The organism is Actinopolymorpha sp. B11F2 (genome assembly GCF_040195635.1).
In the GTDB taxonomy this organism is placed as follows: domain Bacteria; phylum Actinomycetota; class Actinomycetes; order Propionibacteriales; family Actinopolymorphaceae; genus Thermasporomyces.
This window is the reverse complement of record NZ_JBEFTX010000003.1, coordinates 376,905-396,253: the sequence shown is the minus strand read 5'-3', so window position 1 is coordinate 396,253 and position 19,349 is coordinate 376,905. Positions and strand designations below refer to the sequence as shown.

Here is a 19,349-nt window from a genome sequence, read left to right as displayed (position 1 = left end):
TCGTGGCGCCGTCCACCAGGAGGAACCATGACCGACGCCGCCATGCCCGGACCGCGTGAGGGTGAGACCCTCACCGGCGCAACCAACGACCTTCTCGGCCGGCGACGCGTTCGGGACGTGATGACCTCGCGCGTCCTGGCAGTCGTCGCGTCGACGGAGGTCGACGCGGCCCTGCAGTTGATGGTCGGCGCCGGCGTCCACCATCTCCCGGTGATGGACAAGGGACGCTGCATCGGTCTGCTGCACGAGACCGACGTCGTGTGGCGGCTGGCTGCCTGGTCGCTGCACGGCCGGCCACCTGCAGCGGGCGACGTCGCCCGCAAGCCCGCGCCGGCGGTGTCGGTCGACCGGACCGTGAGCGAGGCGGCGGCGGAGATGTTCCACCGGTGTGGCGACGCCGTCGTCGTCAATGACGGGGATCAGATCGTCGGAATCCTCACCACGGACGACCTGCTGTCCGTCCTGGCACAGGAGCCCGCCGACTCCGAGCAATGAGCTGGGGCCACTCGACCGACCGGACGGTCCTATGCCGCGAGGATGTGTGCCCAGGTTTGGGTGAACCACAACGCGCCGTCGACGAGCACCGGGCGCATGCCGGTCGCCGGCCCGCCCGCGAGTTCGGCGGCGAACTCCTCCTCGATCCGCGCCACCGCGACGTGCGGCGTGCCGGCCTGCTCCACCCACTGCCACAGCGGCCGGCGGACGTCGAAAACCTCGCTCCTGTTGACCTTTCGACCGTGTGCGGCCAACAGCCCGGCGATCGCGTCAACGGTGAGCATCGTGCCGTGGGAGGGGTCGCGGAGCCGCTCGATCCGGTCCGGGTCGCCGGGGACGTCCGGGCGCCGGACCATGTCCGCGACCATCACCCGGCCGTCCGGTGCGGGGCGGCAGACCCGCGCCAGTTCGGCGACCAGCAGCGCGGGCGCAGCGACCTGGTGTAGCGAGAATCGCGTGACCACCAAGGTGAACGACGCGTCGACGAACGGCAGCGCCATCGCGTCGCCGTCCTGGAACACGATGTGGGACAGCCCTTCGGCATCGGCCTTCCGCTTGCCGGTGACCAGCATCTCCGGGGTGACGTCGACCGCGCTCACCTGCCGGACCACCGGTGCCAGCGCCCTGGCCACCAGCCCGGTCCCACACGCGACGTCGACACAGATGTCGGCCGCCTCCGGGGCCGCGAACTCCACCAGTTCACGCAGTCGGGACGTGAACGCCGTGTTCAGACCTGCGTCTTCGAAAGTCGACGCCTGTCGGGCGAACTCCTGCTGCACCCGCCGGGTGTGGTCGTCCATGCCGAGACCCTATTCGACCGGATACCCGGAACCGGATCAGAGCCAGCCGGGCACGACGAAGATGAGCCACGTCGTGAGCGGCACGACGATCACCATGCTGAAACCCCAGCGCATCAGGCGCTTGTAGACGTAGTCCCGGTGCTCCTCCGGTGTGTTCGCGACCGTCAGAGCGCCGCTGGTCGAGAACGGACTCGAGTCGACGACGGACGACGAGATTGCCAGCGCGGTGATCAGGCCGACCGCCCCGATGGAGCTGTCGCCGGTGAGGAACGGCACGGCCAGCGGGATCAGCGCACCGAGGATGCCGGTCGTCGACGCGAAGGCCGACACCGCACCGCCGATGAGGCAGATGATCAGCGCGGCCAGCAACGGAGCGCCGATCGTCGCCACCTCCTCGCCGAGCCACGTGATGGTGCCGATCGTCTCGAGAAGGCTGACGTACAACACGATTCCGCACACCAACAGGACGGTCGGCCACGCGACCTGGCTGACGGCGTTCCTCGCGGAGTCGGGCGATAGGAGCGTGAGGATCGCGGCGACGGTGATGGCGAGCATGCCGACGTCGAGGCTGAAGAACAACGCGCCGATGGCGAGGATGGCGAGGCCGACCAGCGTGAGGGCGCGGTCCCGGTCGAGCCCGATGTCCGCCGGCACTTCGTGTGTCTGCTGCGTACGTCCTGAGGTGAGGGTCGCCGTTGTGCCCGGCTGGGCCGCAGGCGCCGTGTGGCCACCTGCACCCGCCTCGGCGGGCGCGTCAGCCTCGGTGGCGCTGGGGTCGACGCGCCGGCCGAGCAGCTCACGACCGCCCCAGAAGAAGAACACGAACACGCTGATCGCGAGGTTGAAGAAGAACGACGCGAGGAAGAGCAGCGTGGGGTTGCCCGGCAGACCCGCCTTGTCGACCACGCCGTTCGTGATGCCGCCGAAGATGCTGATGGGAGAGAACCCGCCCGCGCTCGCGCCGTTGATGATGAGCAGGCCCATCAGGATCGGGTTGATCCTGTAGCGGACGGCGAACCCCATCCCGATGGGCGCGATGATCGCGACGGACGCCGGTACGACGGCGCCGATCGCGGTGAGGCACGCCGTGATCCCGAACATCACCCATGGGATCAGCCCCACGCGGCCACCGACCGCGCGGATGGACGCCTGGATCATCCAGTCCACGGTGCCGTTGCCCTTCGCGATGGCGAAGAGGAACGTGACGCCGACGAGGATCACGAACAGGTCGCCGGGGAATCCGGCGAACACCGCGTCGGTCTTTTCCTCGAGGTCGGCGCCGTCGAGCACGACGATGCCGAGGAAGAACGCGGCGACGATGGCGAGGGCGCCGAGGTTGATCGGCCGGACGGTCGCGATCACGAAGATGACGGCGAGGATGAGGATCGAGATGAGTTCGACAGACATGTGAACCTCTCGGATCGGCAGTCGCGAGCAGTCGGGGGTAGCTCGCGGCGGCGAGCGTGCTTGTCCAGAATGCGAAATTCGACTTCCGTTGCGGGGAGTATGTTCTATCTCATATCGACCGTCAAGGGAGGACCCTCACGATGCCGACCGGTCGCCACTTCCTGCAGATCCCGGGTCCCACGAACACACCGGAGCGGGTGCTGCGGGCCATGTCGGCCCCGACCATCGACCACCGCGGCCCTGAGTTCGCCGCGTTGGGTACGGAGGTGCTGTCCAGCCTCGGCCCGGTCTTCGGTACGACGCAGCCGGTCGTCATCTTCCCGTCTTCCGGGACCGGCGCCTGGGAGGCCGCACTCGTCAACACGCTGAGCCCGGGCGACACCGTGCTGGGTTTCGAGACCGGTCACTTCGCGACGCTGTGGAAGGACATGGCACGCGACCTCGGCCTCTCCGTCGACTTCGTACCCGGCGACTGGCGGCACGGTGTCGACCCGGCGATCGTGGCCGAGAAGCTGTCAGCCGACACCGGCCACGAGATCAAGGCCGTCCTCGTCGTCCACAACGAGACGTCGACGGGCGTGACCAGCCGGGTCGCAGAGATCCGGCAGGCGATCGACGCGGCACGACATCCCGCCCTGCTGCTCGTCGACACCATCTCCTCGCTCGGGTCGATCGAGTACCACCACGACGCGTGGGGCGTCGACGTCACGATCGCCGGTTCGCAGAAGGGCCTCATGCTGCCGCCGGGCCTGGGCTTCAACGCGGTGAGCGAGAAGGCACTCGCGGCCTCGGCCGACGCCGGGTTGGCCAGGTCGTACTGGAACTGGCGGCCCATCCTCGAAGCCAACCGGCGCGGCTTCTTCTCCTACACGCCCGCCACCCATCTCCTCTACGGGCTGCGCGAGGCGCTGCGGATGCTTGCCGAGGAAGGGCTTCCCGAGGTGTACGCACGACACCAGCGGCACGCCTCGGCGACGCGAGCGGCCGTGCGGGCCTGGGGTCTCGACGTGCTGTGCGCGGACGAACGCGAGCACTCCGGCGCACTCACCGCGGTCCTCGTGCCGCAGGACCACGACGCCGACAAGATCCGGTCGGTCATCCTCGACCGCTACGACATGTCGCTCGGCGCCGGCCTCGGAAGGCTTGCCGGCCAGGTGTTCCGGATCGGGCACCTCGGCCACTTCAACGACCTCATGCTCGCCGGAACCCTTGCGGGCGTGCAGATGGGGCTGGTTGCGGCGGGCGTATCGATCGATCCGTCCGGCATCAACGCCGCCCTCACCCGGCTGCAACAGCCATGACGGCCGCCGCCCGAGGGCCGGCCGGAGACTCGGGCCGAAACCTGGCGCCAAACCTGGCAGCGGACCTGCCACGTGAGCTCGCCGTGCGGCTCCGGCGCGACCTGGACGGCGAGGTGCGCGACGACGACTACACGAGGGCGCTCTACTCCCGCGACGCGAGCATGTACGCCATCACCCCGCTGTGCGTCGTCTTCCCGCGGCACGCGGGCGACGTGGCCGCTGCGGTCGCGGTGGCGCGGACCTACGACGTGCCGGTGCTCCCGCGCGGTGCCGGCACGAGCCTGGCGGGGCAGACAGTGGGGCCGGGGCTGGTGCTGGACCTGTCCCGGCACATGACCCGCATCGTCAGGCTGGACGCCGAGGCCCGCGTCGCCCGCGTGCAGCCGGGCGTCGTGCAGGACCAGCTGAACCGGGCCGCCGCCGCGCATGGCTTGATGTTCGGGCCCGACACGTCGACCAGCAACCGCGCAACGCTGGGCGGGATGATCGGCAACAACTCGGCCGGCAGCGGTTCCGTGCGCTACGGCATGACGATCGACCACGTCCGCGAGTTGTCCGTCGTGCTCTCCGATGCCTCGAGCGCGCACTTCGCCCCGTTGGACGAGGCTGGCCGTGCCCGTCAAGCACGCCTTGACACGCTCGAGGGCAGCCTCTGTCGAGAGCTGCCGCCGTTGCTGTCCGCGCATGAGTCCGCGATCGCGCGCGACTTCCCGGCGTACTGGCGACGCGCGGGTGGTTACCGGCTGGACCGGCTGGCGGCCGGCCTCGCTTCGACGCCGCCGGCGTTCGATCTGGCGAAGTTCGTCGTCGGGTCGGAAGGCACCCTCGTCATCGCGACCGAGGCGGTGGTCGACCTCGTGCCGAAACCACGCCGCACGGTCATCGCCGTCGGCCACTTCGCATCGACCATCGCCGCCGTCGAGGCGACCGAGGACGCGATGGCGTGTGACCCGTCGGCTGTCGAGCTGATGGACCGCACGATCCTCGACCTGTCGCGGGCGCGGATCGAGTACGCGGATCTCGGCACGATTCTGGTCGGTGATCCGGCGGCGCTGCTCTTCGTGTCGTTCACGGGTGATGACGAGGAGGAGTTGCTCGGCAAGCTCGACCGGCTCACCGCGCTGTGGTCGAGGCACGGCCACGGCTACCACACACTGCGTGCGGAAACCCCTGCCCAGCAGGGCGCGCTGCTCAAGGTCCGCAAGTCCAGCCTCGGCCTGCTGATGGCCGCAGGCAGCGGCACCCGACGTCCGCTGGCGTTCGTCGAGGACACGGCCGTGGCGCCGGAACACCTCGCTGCCTACACGAAACGGTTCGCGGAGATCCTTGGCAAGCACGGCTTGACAGCCGGCTTCTACGGGCACTGTTCGGTGGGGTGCCTGCACATCCGGCCGTTCGTCGACGTACGCCTCCCCGAGCAGGTCGAGGCGATGCGCGCGGTCGCGGAGGAGGTGAAGGACCTCGTGCGCGAGTACGGCGGCGTCAACTCCAGCGAGCACGGCGACGGTCTTGCGCGCAGTGAGTTCAACCGCGAGCTCTACGGCGACGAGCTGTATGCCGCGATGCGTACGGTCAAAGGGCTCTTCGATCCGGACAACCGGATGAACCCGGGAAAGATCGTCGACGCACCGGCGATGACCGAGCACCTGCGCGACGCCGCGTTGCCCTCGGCACCGACCGTCAAGACCCGCTTGACGTTCGACGTGGTGGGCGGCGGGATGCGGGACGCGGCCGACCGGTGCATGAACATCGGCCTGTGCCGCAAGACCGACGCCGGGACGATGTGCCCGTCCTACGTCGCGACCCGGGAGGAGGAGCACGCGACCCGCGGCCGGGCCAACGCGCTCGTCACGGCGCTCTCCGAACCCGACCCCGTGCAGGCGCTCGGCGACGAACGCCTGCACGAGATCCTCGACCTGTGCCTCATGTGCAAGGCCTGCAAGAGCGAATGCCCGCTCGGCGTCGACATGGCCGCGTTGAAGGCCGAGGCAGTCGCCCACCACCACGACCTGCACGGCGTCCCCCTGCGTTCGCGGATCTTCGGTGCGGTCCGGACGCTCAACCGGCTGGGCTCGGCGACCGCGCCGGTGTCCAACCTGGTGAGCCGGATCCGCCCGTTGCGTCGCCTGCTGGAGCGCACGCTCGGTATCACGGCCCGGCGCCCACTTCCGTCGTACGACCGGCCATCCCTGGTCCGTTGGTTCCGCCGGCACGCCAGGCAAGGACCGGTTGACACCGGACGGGGCGAGGTGACGCTGCTCGCCGACTCGTTCACCACCTACACCGAGCCGGCGATCGGACGGGCCGCGGTCGAGCTGCTCGAGCACGCGGGTTTCGTCGTCCGGCTGGAAGACAAGGGCTGCTGCGGCCGGGCCAGCTACTCCAAGGGCATGCTCGACGACGCGAAGCGGAAGGCCGGCGCCCTGGCGGAACAGCTCGCGACCACCAGCGCACCCGGCGCCCCGATTGTCGGGTGCGAACCGTCCTGCATTCTGACGCTGCGCGACGAACACCGCAAACTCCTCCCCGACGACCCTCACGTGGCCGACGTCGCCGGCCGGGTGCGCCAGGTCGAGGAGCTGCTGGTCGAAGCGATCGACTCCGGTGCACTGCGGCTCGGCGACTCGTGGCTCGCCGGCCGGCGGATCCTCTACCACGGCCACTGCCACCAGAAGGCCGAGGTGGGTACGACGGTGACGATCGCCCTGCTGCGGCGAGTTCCCGGCGTCGAGGTGGTCGAGCTGGACGCCGGCTGCTGCGGGATGGCGGGGTCCTTCGGGTTCGAGTCCGAGCACTACGACCTGTCGATGACGGTCGGCAGCGACCGGCTCTTTCCCGCGATCGAGGCCGAGCCCGACCAGACCGTTGTCGCGGCAACCGGCGTGTCGTGCCGGCAACAGATCAGGCACGGCACCGACCGCGCGGCATGGCACCCGCTCGAGCTCGTCCGTGCGGCCGTCCAGTAGCCGGCAACATGCACGTTTCACCCACCGCACCGAACCGGGTTGTCGACCGCGACGAGACCGGCGACCGCCAGTCCCCACAACCCTGCCCTGATGGAGAACATCGGGTTCCGGCAAGCACGCCTGAGGCCGGCGCCGGGGACTACCATGCAGGGCCCGGAGGGAGGCCGCCATGTCCAGCACCAGGACGACCGAAGGTTGCCGCGGGCCGGCCCGGTCGATGACGTACGCACTGTCCACGGCCACACACGGTCTGCTTACGCAGCGACTCGCGCTCGACGGGCAGCAGTCGTGGACGGTCGAGGGCCGCGGGCCGGTCTTCACCGTCATCGCGGACGGCGTGACGATCACCGGAGACGCGCCCGGCCTCGAGGTCGGGGAACCTGAGGTGACACCCGCCGCTGGCGGGGTGGTCGACGAGCGGATCTCCTGCCGGTGGGCCGCGGGCGGAAGCCCTGACCTGGCGATCGACTGGCACGTCCGGCGCTACCCCGACCTTCCCGTCGTGGAGACCTGGACGAGCGTCACCAACTGTGGTGCGCAGCCCGTCACCGTGGAACGGATCGACTCGCTGGGACTCGCCCTGGCCGGCAGCGATCTCGACCTTCTGTCGCACACGAGCGGATGGGGACTGGAGTTCGACGGCGTACGGGAGAAACTCGCCGATTCCCGCACGCTCGGCACGCTGCGCGGGCGCTCCTCAGCCGACCAGCATCCGTGGTTCGGGCTGGTCCGCGCGGTCGACGGCGCCGTGCTGTGTGGCGGAGTCGCGTGGTCCGGGAACTGGGTCGTCCGCTTCGAGCAGGCAGAGGACCCGGCGAGCTTCGTCCTCACCGGTGGGTTGCACGACACCGGGTTCGCGACGGCTCTGGACGCGGGCCTGACGGTCACCGCGCCCCCTGTCGTCCTCGCACTGGGCTACGGCGGCGATCTCGACACCGCCTCCATCGCGCTGGCCCGAGCCGCGCGGGCGCACTGGATGCCGCGCTCCGCACTCGCCGACCGGCTGCCGGTCGAGTGGAACCACTGGTGGACGTATGAAGATCACAGCATCGACGAGGCCGTCTTCACCGCCAACGCCGACGCCGCCGCCGAGCTCGGTGCCGAGGTGTGCACGCTCGACGCCGGGTGGTTCGGACCGGCGGAGGCGACCTCCCAGTGGACCGACGTCCGCGGCGACTGGGACCGGGTCAACACCGTGCGCTTCCCGTCGGGCCTGCGCTCGCTCGCCGACCACGTGCACAAACGCGGCATGAGTTTCGGGTTGTGGTGCGAGATCGAGGCACTCGGGCCGAAGGCCGCCGTCGCCACGCGGCGGGCCGACCTCCCCGCGCTCCGCGACGGCGAACCGCTCGGCTACGCCTGCCTGGGCAATCCGGCCGCGTGGGACTGGGCGCACGAGACGCTCGACCGGCTGGTCCGCGTGCATGGCGCCGACTGGATCAAGCTCGACTTCAACCTCGACCCCGGCCTCGGCTGCAACCGCACCGACCATGGCCACGGCGCGGGCGACGGACTCTTCGCGCACTACACCGGCTACTACCGCCTGCTGGACGTCGTACGCGCCGACCACCCCGATCTCGTCCTGGAGAACTGTTCATCCGGCGGGCTGCGGATCGATCTCGGCATCCTCCGGCGTACGCACCTGACCTTCCTCAGCGACCCCGACTGGCCCGAGCACGGCCTGCAACTGCTGTGGGGCGCCTCGCTCATGGTGGCCCCGAACCAGTTGCTGCACTGGGGGTTCTCCGAGTGGTACGGCGACCACCGCCACCAGACGTTCGACCCGCGGGATCCGGCGCTCGCACCGCACCAGCTCGACTACTACCGGCGGATAGCGATGCTCGGTGGCACCGGCCTCTCGATCGGCCTGGTCGACCTGCCGGACTGGGTGCGCGAACGGCTCCGCGCGTCGGTGCGGACCTACCAGGATCTCGTCCGGCCTTACGTGCACACCGCCGACCTGCACCGGCTGACCGCATCGCCGCGGCGGTTCGGGGAGGGCGAGCGGTGGGCGGCGGTGCAGTACGCCATGCCGGACGACTCCGCCCACCTGGTCCTGGCGTTCCGGTTGTCGGGGTCGGGTGAACCGTCGCGGGCGGTCCGGTTGCACGCGCTCGACCCGGTTCAGGCGTACGACGTGCACTGGCACGACGCCGACCGCCACGACGTGCGAACCGGCGAGGACCTGATGGCGGTCGGGCTCGAGTTCGCCCTGCCGGTGGAAGGTTCGGAACTCGTCGAGATCAGGAGGCGTTGAGCGGTGGGTACGCCGACGATCGAGTCGGTCGACTTCTTCTATCTCGCCATGCCGGAGATCCGCGCGATCGGCGACGGTAGCCAGGACATGCTGCTGGTCCGCGTGCGCGCCGGCGACCACACCGGTTGGGGCGAGTGCGAGGCGTCGCCACTGGTCTCGATCGCTGGGCTGGTCGCGCCCATGTCGCACAGCGCCTGTCAACCTGTCCTTGCCTCGGTGCTGGGGCAGCCACTGCGCGACGTGGCCGACATTTCTCGTATCTCCCAGCTGGTCAAGGCCAACAGCCTCGACCTGCTGCAGGCCGACCACACGCTGTCGGGTATCGAGATCGCGATGTGGGACCTGCTCGGTCGGCGGCTCGCCGCTCCGGTATACGAGTTGCTTGGTGCCGGGCGGGCGTTGCCGAAACGTGCGTACGCCTCGGCGTTGTTCGGGGACACCCCCGAGGAGACGCACGCGAAGGCACTTTCCGTTGCTGGGCAGGGATTCCGGGCCGCGAAGTTCGGATGGGGGACATACGGTCGCGGGTCGGTCGAGGATGACGCCGCCCACATCCACGCTGCCCGAGACGGCCTGGGACCCGATCGGAGCCTGCTCGTCGACGCGGGCACGGTGTTCGGCGAGGACGTCGACGCGGCGGCGCTGCGACTCCCCGCACTCGCGGACGCGCGGGTCGGCTGGCTTGAGGAGCCGTTCGTCTCCGGTGCGTTCGGTGCGTACCGCCAACTGGCGGCGATGAGGCCGGGGGTGCCGCTCGCCGCTGGCGAAGGTGCCCATGACCCGCACCAGGCGATTCATCTGGTCGACCATGCGGGGATCGGGTACGTCCAGGTCGACACCGGCCGGATCGGCGGGATCGGGCCGGCCGCGCGGGTGGCTGCGTACGCCGCCGAACGAGGGGTGCAGTTCGTCAACCACACCTTCACGTCGCACCTGGCACTGTCGGCCTCGCTGCAACCCTTCGCGGGGGTGAGGGACGCGTCGTTGTGTGAGTACCCGGTGGAGGCGTCCGCGTTGGCGATGGCTCTGACGGCCGATCACCTGCTCCCCGATGCGAACGGCGAGATCGTCGTGCCGGCAGCGCCGGGACTCGGGGTGAGCGTGCAGCCCGATGCCGTACGCCAGTACCTCGTCGAGGCCGAGATCCGCGTCGGCGGCAGGACGCTTTACCAGACGCCGGAGTTGTAGCCGGTTCGTCAGGCGACGTGGCAGGGCCCGCAGCCGGCGTCGCAGGGCCCGCGGCCGACCCACGTTCATGATCAAGAGGCAGGAAACGGGGAAAACCGGCCCGAAATTGCCAGGTTTCCGCCTCTTGATCATGAACCGCCGATTCGGACGGTTGGCCGCCGGTCCGGGGGTTGTCGGTGGTCGCTCCCTGACGCGGCTGTCTTCAGTCACCACACCGCCGCACAACTAGGCGACCTACCGGTCCCGGACGAGCCGGCGATCCATGTGACCCTCCCCCAGGAGCTGCAGCGGCGGCGAGTCCCTGGCATCGTCACGCATCGGTCCCTGTCGGTCACCGCGCGGTCGTTTGCGGGGTTCGCGGTGACGACACCGGCGCGGACCTTCCTCGACCTCGCGGGCAAGCTTTCCCTTGTCGATCTGACGGTTCTCGGCGACGCGATGGTGCGGCGACACTTCACGACGACCGAGCGCCTCCGTGAGGCTGCCTCCGCGGTCGTCGGCAGCCGTGGGGTGGTGCTCGCGAGGAAGTCGGCGGCTCTCGTGCGCCCGCGGGTCGACTCGCCGATGGAGACCCGCGTACGCCTGCTGGTCGTGCTCGCCGCGCTGCCCTGTCCCCAACCGGGCGGCGAGATCCTCGATGAGTACGGCCAGTGGGTCGCCACGGCCGATCTGCTGTACCGCGCACAGCGGATCGCGATCGAGTACGACGGAGAGCTCCACTACCGGCGCCGGCGCAAGTGGCGACAGGACATCAGCACGCGCGACCTGCTTCGCGAGATGGGCTGGCACGTCATCGTCCTCACCGCCGAGGATGTCTTCCGGACGCCGTTGCACACGCTCCACCGCATCCACGACAGCCTCGCGGCTCGGGGCCATCCACAACTTCCGGCCACACTCGACCCGCGCTGGGAGCAGCACTTCCCACCATGGTTCGACACACTCAGCGCCTGACACCCCGCAGCGTCCGACACCCGCAGCGTCCGACACCCGCAGCGTCAGACACCCATAGCGTCTGACGCACCAACGCCCGGGACGAGCGCGACTTCGGTGACGTCGACGGCGACGGGCCCAACCAGCTTCGACTGCTCGAAATCGTCGACACCCTTGTCCGCGTGATCGACGACAATCACGTCGACTACTTCTGGCGCATAGTTGATCGACTGTCCGGGTACGCATGCATGAGCACGCCCCACGTCTTCGAGGAGCACCTATGACGTCGGACGACACCATGCAGCGCTGGGGCGCCGGAGTGATTCCGTACGCCGAAATGGGTTACTGGCAACCCGATTACGTGCCGGAACCGTCCGACATCCTGGCGGCGTTCCGCATCTGTCCCCAGCCTGGCGTCCCGCCCGAGGAGGCCGGCGCGGCGGTCGCCGGCGAGTCGTCGACAGCGACGTGGACTGTGGTCTGGACCGACCGGCTCACGGCGTACGACCGCTACCAGGCCAAGTGTTACAAGGTCGAGCCGGTCCCGGGCAAGGAGGGCGAGTACATCGCCTACGTGGCCTATGATCTCGACCTCTTCGAGGAGGGTTCGATCGCGAACCTCACGTCCTCGATCATCGGCAACGTCTTCGGTTTCAAGGCCCTGAAGGCGTTGCGGCTGGAGGACATGCGCATTCCGCCGCATTACACAAAGACGTTCCAGGGGCCCGCCCACGGCATTGTCATGGAACGCGAGTACCTCAACAAGTACGGACGCCCGCTCCTCGGCGCCACGGTCAAGCCGAAGCTGGGGCTTTCGGCCCGCAACTACGGCCGGGTGGTCTTCGAGGCGCTGCGCGGTGGGCTGGACTTCACCAAGGACGACGAGAACATCAACTCCCAGCCGTTCATGCGGTGGCGGGACCGCTACCTGTTCTGCATGGAGGCGGTCAACCGCGCGCAGGCCGAGACCGGGGAGATCAAGGGTCACTATCTCAACGTCACGGCCGCGACCATGGAGGACATGTACGAACGCGCCGAGTTCGCCAAGGAGCTCGGCAGCGTCATCGTGATGATCGACCTCACCATCGGCTACACCGCGATCCAGTCGATGGCGAAGTGGGCCCGCCGCAACGGCATGATCCTCCACCTGCACCGGGCGGGCCACTCGACCTACACGCGGCAGAAGACGCATGGGGTGAGCTTCCGCGTCATCGCCAAGTGGATGCGCTTGGCCGGTGTCGACCACATCCACGCCGGTACGGTCGTCGGCAAGCTGGAGGGCGACCCGAACTCCGTCGCGGGGTTCTACGACACGTTGCGGCTCAACCACGTCGAGCCCGATCCGGTCAAAGGCCTCTATTTCGAACAGGACTGGGCCTCGATGCCCGGCGTCATGCCGGTCGCGTCGGGCGGCATCCATGCCGGCCAGATGCACCAACTGTTGCACCACCTCGGCGAGGACGTCGTACTCCAGTTCGGTGGTGGCACGATCGGCCACCCGATGGGCATCGCGGCCGGCGCCGCCGCCAACCGCGTCGCCCTCGAGGCGATGATCAAGGCCCGTAACGAAGGCCGCGACTATCTCGCCGAAGGCGAGGACATCCTGCGGGACGCCGCGAAGCGCAGCCATGAGCTCGACGTCGCGTTGACGACCTGGGGCGACATCAGCTTCACCTACGAGTCGACCGACACGCCCGATGTCGTCGAGACGCCCACGTCGGTGTGAGGGAAGGCCAGTCCATGCGGATCACCCAAGGCACGTTCTCCTATCTGCCCGACCTCACCGACGAGGAGATCTCCAAGCAGATCCAGTACGCACTCGACCATGACTGGGCGCTCTCGGTGGAGTTCACCGACGATCCGCACCCCCGCAACAACTACTGGGACATGTGGGGCCTGCCGATGTTCGACCTGAACGACGCGGCCGGCGTGCTGTATGAGGTCAACGCCTGTCGCAAGGCCTACCCTCAGCGCTACATCCGGGTCAACGCCTACGACTCCCGGCCGCACCGGCAGACCACCGCGCTGTCGTTCATCGTCAACCGCCCCAGTCACGAACCAGGCTTCCGGGTCGAGCGTCAAGAGACTGTTGACCGCAGGATCCGTTACACCCTTCATCCGTACGCGGCAGACCGTCCTCCCGGCGACCGCTACGTCTCCACGACAGGAAACGGTCACGACGGTCACGACGGTCACGACGGGCACCCGCCCGCGGCTCCCGGCTGATGACCGCCGGCGACGCGCAGGAGCGCCCCAGCTTCGGCATGCCGACCGGCGGCAGGTCGGGTGCGCCGCGAAGGCCCGGCGCCGCAGACGACCCGGAGGCGAGTTCGCCGCCGCGACTTCCCGCCGACGCGAAGGTGGACCTCGCCGCCGAACGTCAGGCCTCGGGCATCGACGAGATCCTCGACACCCTCGACCAGGAGCTTGTCGGCCTGGCGCCGGTGAAGACCCGAATCCGCGAGATCGCCGCGCTGCTGCTGGTCGACCGGGTCCGCCAGCGTTTCGACCTGAGCGCGTCGCAGCCCAGTCTGCACATGTCGTTCACAGGCAGTCCGGGCACCGGGAAGACCACGGTCGCCCTCCGGATGGCCGAACTCCTGCACCGGCTCGGCAGCATCCAACGCGGCCACCTCGTCGCCGTCACCCGCGACGATCTCGTCGGTCAGTACGTCGGTCACACGGCGCCCAAGACCAAGGAGGTCATCAAACGCGCCATGGGCGGCGTGCTGTTCATCGACGAGGCCTACTACCTGTACCGCGCCGAGAACGAACGCGACTACGGCCAGGAGGCGATCGAGATCCTCCTGCAGGTCATGGAGTCCCATCGCGATGATCTCGTGGTGATCCTCGCCGGCTACAAGGACCGGATGGATTCGTTCTTCGGCTCCAACCCCGGTATGAGCTCGCGGATCGCCCATCACCTCGACTTCGCCGACTACGACCTCGACGAGCTGGTGGCCATCGCGCAGCTCATGTTGGCGAAGGAGCACTACCGGCTCTCCGACGCCGCCGAGGCGGTCTTCCGCGACTACCTCCAGCGCCGGATGCGCCAGCCCCGTTTCGCGAACGCCCGCAGCGTCCGCAACGCCCTCGAACGCGCCCGGCTCCGGCAGGCCAACCGACTCGTCGCCGCGACCGGACGTACGTACCACAAGGACGATCTGATGCGGTTCGAACCCGACGACTTCCTCGCCAGCCGCGTCTTCACCGACCAGCCGGGCTAGCCGCGCCCGCAGACTCGGCCGTACGCACGACATCGCGCAACATGGTCTCGTAGACGAGTCCGTGGAACGGCTTGAGGAGCCACCAGTACGCGTGCCCGGCCAAGCCGCGCGGGACGAAGACCGACCGCTCCACCAGGCGCCGTGAGGTTCCGTCGTCGTCGATCTGCAGTTCCAGCCAGGCGTTGCCGGGCAGGCGCATCTCGGCATGCAACCGCAACAGCCGATCCGGCTCGCGAACCTCGACCCGCCACCAGTCCACCGGATCACCCACCCGCAGCCGATCTGGGTCCCGTCGGCCGCGACGCGCGCCGGTTCCACCGACCAGCCGGTCCACGAGGCCACGCAGTTGCCACGCGACCGTCGTGTGGTGCCAACCACGGTCGCCGCCCATTCCCTCGATGGTCGACCACAGCACATCCCGGGACGCCTTGACCGGCCGGCTGTGCTGCTCGACGTAGAGACTGCCACCGGACCACGCCGGGTCGGTCGGGAGTGGATCGCTCGGTGTGGCGACGGCCGCGTCCGCGGCTGACGACCATCCGAGTGCCACCGCGAGCCCGCGAGTCCGTTCCAGGGCAAGGGATGCGGCCGCGTCGAAGCCGAGGCGGCCGCCCGGTGGTTCGCCGAGGTGATCGGCGATGTCGTCGTCGTGACAGACCACCTCGTACCGCAGTGACGCGACCAGCGGTTTCGCGATCCCTTTCGGTACGGGCGTCACCAACCCGACCCAGTAGCTCGACAACTTCGGCGACAGCACCGGCAGCGGCACGATCCACCGACGCCGAAGGCCCTCGATCGCCGCGAATCTGGCCATCATCTCTTCGTACGTGAGGATTTCCGGACCGCCGATGTCGAACGTTCGGTTGGTCTCGGGCGGCAGCCGGGAACACTCCGCGAGGTACCACAACACGTCTCGGATCGCGATCGGCTGGATCCGGCTGCGTACCCACCGAGGCGTGGTCATGACGGGCAGGCGTTCGGTGAGGTACCGCAGCATCTCGAACGACGTCGAACCCGAGCCGATGATCACCGCGGCCCGAAGGGCAACCGTCGGCACGCCGGACTCGAGGAAGATCTGCCCGACCTCCTCCCGCGAACGCAGATGCGGGGACAGCTTCGCCGCTCCCGTGGGAATGATCCCGCCCAGGTACACGATCCGCCCGACGTGCGCCTGCTCGGCCGCGCGGGCGAAGCGGGTCGCCGTCCTGCGGTCCTGTCGTACGAACCGGCGTCCCTTCCCCATCGCATGGATGAGGTAGTACGCGGTGTCGACACCGGTGAGGGCGCGGGCCAGAGTGTCGGGGTCGTTGGCGTCACCCTCGATGATTTCGACGTCGCCGAACCATGGGCGTTCGCGGATCCGGTCGGTGGACCTGGTGAGGACGCGCACCTGCGTGCCTCGGTCCACCAGCTCCGTCACGAGTCGTCCGCCCACGTAGCCGGTCACTCCGGTGACGAGGGTCGTCGCACGGGTGGGAGACGTGGACTGGGCAGACGTGGACTGCGCAGACGTGGACTGCGCAGACGTGGACTGCGCAGACGTGGACTGCGCAGACGTGGACTGCGCAGACGTGGACTGGGCAGGCGTGGACTGGGCCGAGGTGGCGGGGGCCATGACTCGTCCCGCGTCTCTACCGGGCCGCCGTCAGGAGGTGGTAGAGCAACACCAGCTGGGTGATGGCGAGGGCCTCACTGCGGTCACCGTTACCGAGGTCGCCCAACATCTCCACCGGCTCGCCGCCTTCCAGACCGAGCCGCGACCAGATCGCCTTCTGGACAACCCGGCTCTCCTCACGCGGCACATAGCCGTGCACGTGCAGCGCGTCGACCGGCAGCCCGTCCTCATCCCTTGCCAGGCTGAGATGAAGCGCACGCTGGTCGCTCTCGGCAAGGATCCGGCGCAGATCCGGATGCCGGATCGTCGGGCGCAACATCAGCTCGGCCGACAACGGTGTTCCCGGTGGGTCGTACCTGCCCGCCACGGGCGCGAACCGGGCGACGAGATCAGCGACGGCGCGCTGTGGGCGGATGAAGGCAGCGGACTCCGGCTCACGGCGTTCCAACTCCGCGTGCACCTGTTCGACGCCGTAGCCGCGTTTCTGCGTGTCCCGCTTGATCTTCCACTGCCGACGGATGTCCTCCGGCGGGTCGAGATAGACGGTGATGTCGAAACACGCCCTGGTCAGCCTCGAGTGCAACGGCAGCAGGCCTTCGACGATGACGAACTCCCGCGGCTCGACGAGCTCAGGCCTGGCCAGCTTGCCGGTGTCATGGTCGTACACCGGTTTGAGGATCGGCTGCCCGGTCGCGAGGAGCTGCAGGTGCTGCTCCATGATCTCGACATAGTTGCATTCGGGATGCAACGCCGTGAAAGGCAGGTTCTTGCGTTCCTGCCGGTCGTACCGGTGATAGTCGTCGACACAGATCCGGGTGACGCGTTCGGGACCCAACGGGTTCGCGAGTCCCTTGCTGAGCGTGGTCTTTCCCGCCGCACTGTCGCCGGCGATGGCCAGCATCGTAGGTCGTCCCGGGCCCGCCTGGTGACGCCCACGCTGCATCCGAATCAGCTTGTGCGGCATGTCGTCTCCTCCCCCGTGAGCCATGACGGACGGCGGCCGACACCACCGAATGTAGGTTCCTACGCGGGCGTTAAGGACATTTCGTCCCTCGGCCACAGGCCTGCGCCGCCACGGCTTGCACTCGACCATAGGCCAGGCCGGATGGGACCGGATCCCCCGCGCGAGGGTGCCCACGGGGTAGGGGTCCTCGGTAGTCCCGTGTCACTCGTTTTCCATTCGGGCTCGCAGCCACGCTCATACGCTCATCTCATGGGCAACCAGCCGCTTCGGCTTGTCATGGTTGACGACCATGAAATGGTCCTCGAAGGGTTGAAAGCCCTTCTCGCCCGGTTTCGTGGGCGGGTACGCATCGTCGCGCAGTCGGTGACTGCCGACGACGCGGAGCCGTTGGTCGCCGCGCTGGACCCTGACGTCGTGGTGTCCGACGTACGCCTGCGCGGGTCGGCCAGCGGACTCGATCTGTGTCGACGCCTGGTCGAATCCGACCCGAGACGGCGCGTGGTCCTGCTCAGTGCGTACGACGACGAGCAGTATCTTTTCCAGGCACTCCGGGCAGGTGCGGCGGGTTATCTGTTGAAGTCCATCGACCGGGAGGAACTCGTCAGGCAGCTCGAACGTGCCGCGGACGGCGAAACCGTCGTTGATCCGAGCATGGCCGGCAGAGCGGTCGCCGCGGCGGCCCGTTTACAGGCCGGCGAATTCTGGCCGGGCGCCCATCTGAGCCTCACCCAACGCGAAAGCGAAGTTCTCGCCCTGGTTGTCGCCGGACTCTCCAACCGGGCCATCGCAGGCAAGCTTGTCGTCGGTGAGGAAACCGTCAAGAGTCACGTCCGCGGGATCTTCCGCAAGCTCGACGTGAACGACCGTGCTGGTGCCGTGGCGGTCGCGCTCCGCGAGGGGATCTTTCAGTGACTGCGATGCTCGTCGACATCATCGAGGTGGCCTCTTCGGGTCTTTCGCTGGAGGACCTGGCCCCGCGGGTGGCGCCACTGATCGCTGCCGCGACCGGGACCGACGCGTGTCTCCTCTTCGCACTTGACGACCTGGATCTCGAAGCCTCACAGCCCGCAGGCGCTGGACGCCACGCCGCGGGGCTCGACGCCGCCGGGCAGTGGTTGACGCTTCGCGGAGCGACTCCGCCGTACGACCGAGGGGTCGGACGGGTCAGGATCCGGCTCGGCGAGGCGCTCCCGGAAGCCGGCCGGGTGGGCCTGGATCCTGATGCTGAGGCGTACATGTCGATGGTCTCGGTGCCGATGACCAGTTCGCCGGGCGGCATTGTCGGCGCGCTGAGTGTCTATACGCGGGCCCGGCGCAACTTCACCGATGGGGACGTCCGGCTGCTCACGTCGATCGGCAGCCTGATCGCCAGTGGAACTCATGCCCGCCACCTGCGGCGCCGACTCGCAGCTCGCGAACGCGCCCACGAACGCTTCACCGAGCAGGCGATCGCTGCGCAGGAAGCGGAACGGCGTCGACTCGCCGCCGACATCCACGATGGCATCACCCAGCGCCTCTGCAGCCTCCGCTTCCACCTGGACGCCGCTGCTGACGCTCTGACTTCGGAGCCGGATTTCGCGTCCGAGCAGTTGGTTGTCGCGCGTACGCTCGCGCGCCTCACGCTGGACGAGGCGCGGGCGGCCATCAACGGCCTGCGACCACCCGTTCTGGATGACCTCGGCCTCGCCGACAGCCTTGCCAGCCTGGCGCGGACAACGCCAGGGATCGGGGTGGTCGTCGAGGTGGACGTCGACGAATGCGCGCTCCCCGAGCATGTCGAGATCGCGCTCTACCGTATCGCGCAGGAAGCGTTGCAGAACGCGGTCACGCATGCCGACGCCTCGACCATCCGGCTCCAGCTTCGGCGCACCGGCGAAGACGTGGCGCTGGTGGTGGCCGACGATGGCCGTGGCTGGGATGAAGGTGGGCGGCAACCGGCTGGCAACGGTCGGGAATCGCAAGCCGCCGGGCGGAAAACCAACATCGACGGCCCGGAATCGCACCGCGAACCGCGCGACGGAGCCGTTGCCCGGGACGGACCGGACGCCGGCGATCCGGACCGGGGATATGGCCTGCGGAGCATGGCCGAACGCGCCGAGCTGATCGGTGGTCGGCTTTTTGTGGTTTCGCGAGTCGGGGAGGGTACGACGGTGACCGCGCGCGTCTCGCTCACGTGACCGGCGCCAGAGCGTAGCCGCA

Annotated in this window: 16 protein-coding genes; 11 read left to right on the top strand and 5 right to left on the bottom strand. The window is 68.8% G+C overall.

All coding sequences use genetic code 11. The features are described 5' to 3' along the window. The first annotated feature begins 27 nt into the window (after positions 1 to 27). A complete protein-coding gene (locus ABN034_RS08250; protein ID WP_349690395.1) occupies positions 28 to 495 on the top strand; it encodes a CBS domain-containing protein in 468 nt (155 codons plus the stop codon). Positions 496 to 524: 29 nt separating this feature from the next. Here ABN034_RS08250 and ABN034_RS08245 read toward each other — a convergent pair whose 3' ends face one another. Next, on the bottom strand, positions 525 to 1,295 hold the full coding sequence (locus ABN034_RS08245) for a class I SAM-dependent methyltransferase (RefSeq protein WP_349690394.1): 771 nt from the start codon (positions 1,293 to 1,295) through the stop codon (positions 525 to 527). A 36-nt stretch (positions 1,296 to 1,331) separates the two neighbouring features. Then, positions 1,332 to 2,702: an SLC13 family permease gene (locus ABN034_RS08240; protein ID WP_349690393.1), complete on the bottom strand. Its 1,371-nt coding sequence runs from the start codon at positions 2,700 to 2,702 to the stop codon at positions 1,332 to 1,334. 140 nt (positions 2,703 to 2,842) lie between these two features. Here ABN034_RS08240 and ABN034_RS08235 point away from each other — a divergent pair, with 140 nt between their 5' ends. The 5 genes from ABN034_RS08235 (at position 2,843) to ABN034_RS08215 (ending at position 11,365) form a co-directional block, all read left to right on the top strand. After that, entirely contained in the window at positions 2,843 to 4,003 is a 1,161-nt protein-coding gene (locus tag ABN034_RS08235; protein WP_349690392.1) for a pyridoxal-phosphate-dependent aminotransferase family protein, read from the top strand. Between the two features lie 83 nt (positions 4,004 to 4,086). After that, a complete protein-coding gene (locus ABN034_RS08230; protein ID WP_349690391.1) occupies positions 4,087 to 6,969 on the top strand; it encodes an FAD-binding and (Fe-S)-binding domain-containing protein in 2,883 nt (960 codons plus the stop codon). Positions 6,970 to 7,138: 169 nt separating this feature from the next. Further along, the gene (locus tag ABN034_RS08225) at positions 7,139 to 9,226 is read left to right on the top strand and encodes an alpha-galactosidase (RefSeq protein WP_349690390.1); all 2,088 of its coding nucleotides are present in this window, start codon (positions 7,139 to 7,141) and stop codon (positions 9,224 to 9,226) included. Positions 9,227 to 9,229: 3 nt separating this feature from the next. Then, on the top strand, positions 9,230 to 10,414 hold the full coding sequence (locus ABN034_RS08220; RefSeq protein ID WP_349690389.1) for a mandelate racemase/muconate lactonizing enzyme family protein: 1,185 nt from the start codon (positions 9,230 to 9,232) through the stop codon (positions 10,412 to 10,414). Positions 10,415 to 10,678: 264 nt separating this feature from the next. Next, positions 10,679 to 11,365, top strand: coding sequence for a putative endonuclease domain-containing protein (locus ABN034_RS08215; RefSeq protein WP_349690388.1), 687 nt, complete (start codon positions 10,679 to 10,681; stop codon positions 11,363 to 11,365). A 44-nt stretch (positions 11,366 to 11,409) separates the two neighbouring features. Here ABN034_RS08215 and ABN034_RS08210 read toward each other — a convergent pair whose 3' ends face one another. After that, positions 11,410 to 11,607: a hypothetical protein gene (locus tag ABN034_RS08210; protein WP_349690387.1), complete on the bottom strand. Its 198-nt coding sequence runs from the start codon at positions 11,605 to 11,607 to the stop codon at positions 11,410 to 11,412. Between the two features lie 17 nt (positions 11,608 to 11,624). On the opposite strand from ABN034_RS08210, the gene ABN034_RS08205 reads away from it, so the two are divergent. The 3 genes from ABN034_RS08205 to cbbX are packed head-to-tail and all read left to right on the top strand — an operon-like array spanning position 11,625 to position 14,571. Further along, on the top strand, positions 11,625 to 13,070 hold the full coding sequence (locus ABN034_RS08205) for a form I ribulose bisphosphate carboxylase large subunit (protein ID WP_349330245.1): 1,446 nt from the start codon (positions 11,625 to 11,627) through the stop codon (positions 13,068 to 13,070). Positions 13,071 to 13,084: 14 nt separating this feature from the next. Continuing rightward, a complete protein-coding gene (locus ABN034_RS08200; protein ID WP_349690386.1) occupies positions 13,085 to 13,570 on the top strand; it encodes a ribulose bisphosphate carboxylase small subunit in 486 nt (161 codons plus the stop codon). Next, the gene (cbbX, locus tag ABN034_RS08195) at positions 13,570 to 14,571 is read left to right on the top strand and encodes a CbbX protein (RefSeq protein WP_349690385.1); all 1,002 of its coding nucleotides are present in this window, start codon (positions 13,570 to 13,572) and stop codon (positions 14,569 to 14,571) included. The genes ABN034_RS08200 and cbbX overlap by 1 nt, the downstream gene beginning before the upstream one ends. Here cbbX and ABN034_RS08190 read toward each other — a convergent pair. Together ABN034_RS08190 and ABN034_RS08185 are read right to left on the bottom strand one after the other, a co-directional pair. Next, positions 14,552 to 16,186 (bottom strand): SDR family oxidoreductase, encoded by a 1,635-nt coding sequence (locus tag ABN034_RS08190; protein ID WP_502878986.1) that lies wholly within the window; start codon positions 16,184 to 16,186, stop codon positions 14,552 to 14,554. The two genes, cbbX and ABN034_RS08190, sit on opposite strands and share 20 nt — an antisense overlap. 16 nt (positions 16,187 to 16,202) lie before the next feature. After that, entirely contained in the window at positions 16,203 to 17,150 is a 948-nt protein-coding gene (locus ABN034_RS08185) for a phosphoribulokinase (RefSeq protein WP_349690383.1), read from the bottom strand. A 249-nt stretch (positions 17,151 to 17,399) separates the two neighbouring features. On the opposite strand from ABN034_RS08185, the gene ABN034_RS08180 reads away from it, so the two are divergent. Beyond that, complete coding sequence (locus tag ABN034_RS08180) at positions 17,400 to 18,062, top strand: response regulator (RefSeq protein WP_349690382.1); 663 nt, start codon at positions 17,400 to 17,402, stop codon at positions 18,060 to 18,062. Between the two features lie 5 nt (positions 18,063 to 18,067). Beyond that, complete coding sequence (locus tag ABN034_RS08175; protein WP_349690511.1) at positions 18,068 to 19,327, top strand: GAF domain-containing sensor histidine kinase; 1,260 nt, start codon at positions 18,068 to 18,070, stop codon at positions 19,325 to 19,327. Positions 19,328 to 19,349 lie beyond the last annotated feature (22 nt).

Excerpts from the sequence above, each read along its gene's own strand:
- ABN034_RS08225 (WP_349690390.1), top strand. The coding sequence starts at position 7,139 with ATGTCCAGCACCAGGACGACCGAAGGTTGCCGCGGGCCGGCCCGGTCG.
- ABN034_RS08205 (WP_349330245.1), top strand. The coding sequence starts at position 11,625 with ATGACGTCGGACGACACCATGCAGCGCTGGGGCGCCGGAGTGATTCCG.
- ABN034_RS08185 (WP_349690383.1), bottom strand. The coding sequence starts at position 17,150 with ATGCCGCACAAGCTGATTCGGATGCAGCGTGGGCGTCACCAGGCGGGC.
- cbbX (WP_349690385.1), top strand. The coding sequence starts at position 13,570 with ATGACCGCCGGCGACGCGCAGGAGCGCCCCAGCTTCGGCATGCCGACC.
- ABN034_RS08190 (WP_502878986.1), bottom strand. The coding sequence starts at position 16,186 with ATGGCCCCCGCCACCTCGGCCCAGTCCACGCCTGCCCAGTCCACGTCT.
- ABN034_RS08235 (WP_349690392.1), top strand. The coding sequence starts at position 2,843 with ATGCCGACCGGTCGCCACTTCCTGCAGATCCCGGGTCCCACGAACACA.
- ABN034_RS08245 (WP_349690394.1), bottom strand. The coding sequence starts at position 1,295 with ATGGACGACCACACCCGGCGGGTGCAGCAGGAGTTCGCCCGACAGGCG.
- ABN034_RS08250 (WP_349690395.1), top strand. The coding sequence starts at position 28 with ATGACCGACGCCGCCATGCCCGGACCGCGTGAGGGTGAGACCCTCACC.
- ABN034_RS08180 (WP_349690382.1), top strand. The coding sequence starts at position 17,400 with ATGGGCAACCAGCCGCTTCGGCTTGTCATGGTTGACGACCATGAAATG.
- ABN034_RS08200 (WP_349690386.1), top strand. The coding sequence starts at position 13,085 with ATGCGGATCACCCAAGGCACGTTCTCCTATCTGCCCGACCTCACCGAC.
- ABN034_RS08175 (WP_349690511.1), top strand. The coding sequence starts at position 18,068 with ATGCTCGTCGACATCATCGAGGTGGCCTCTTCGGGTCTTTCGCTGGAG.
- ABN034_RS08240 (WP_349690393.1), bottom strand. The coding sequence starts at position 2,702 with ATGTCTGTCGAACTCATCTCGATCCTCATCCTCGCCGTCATCTTCGTG.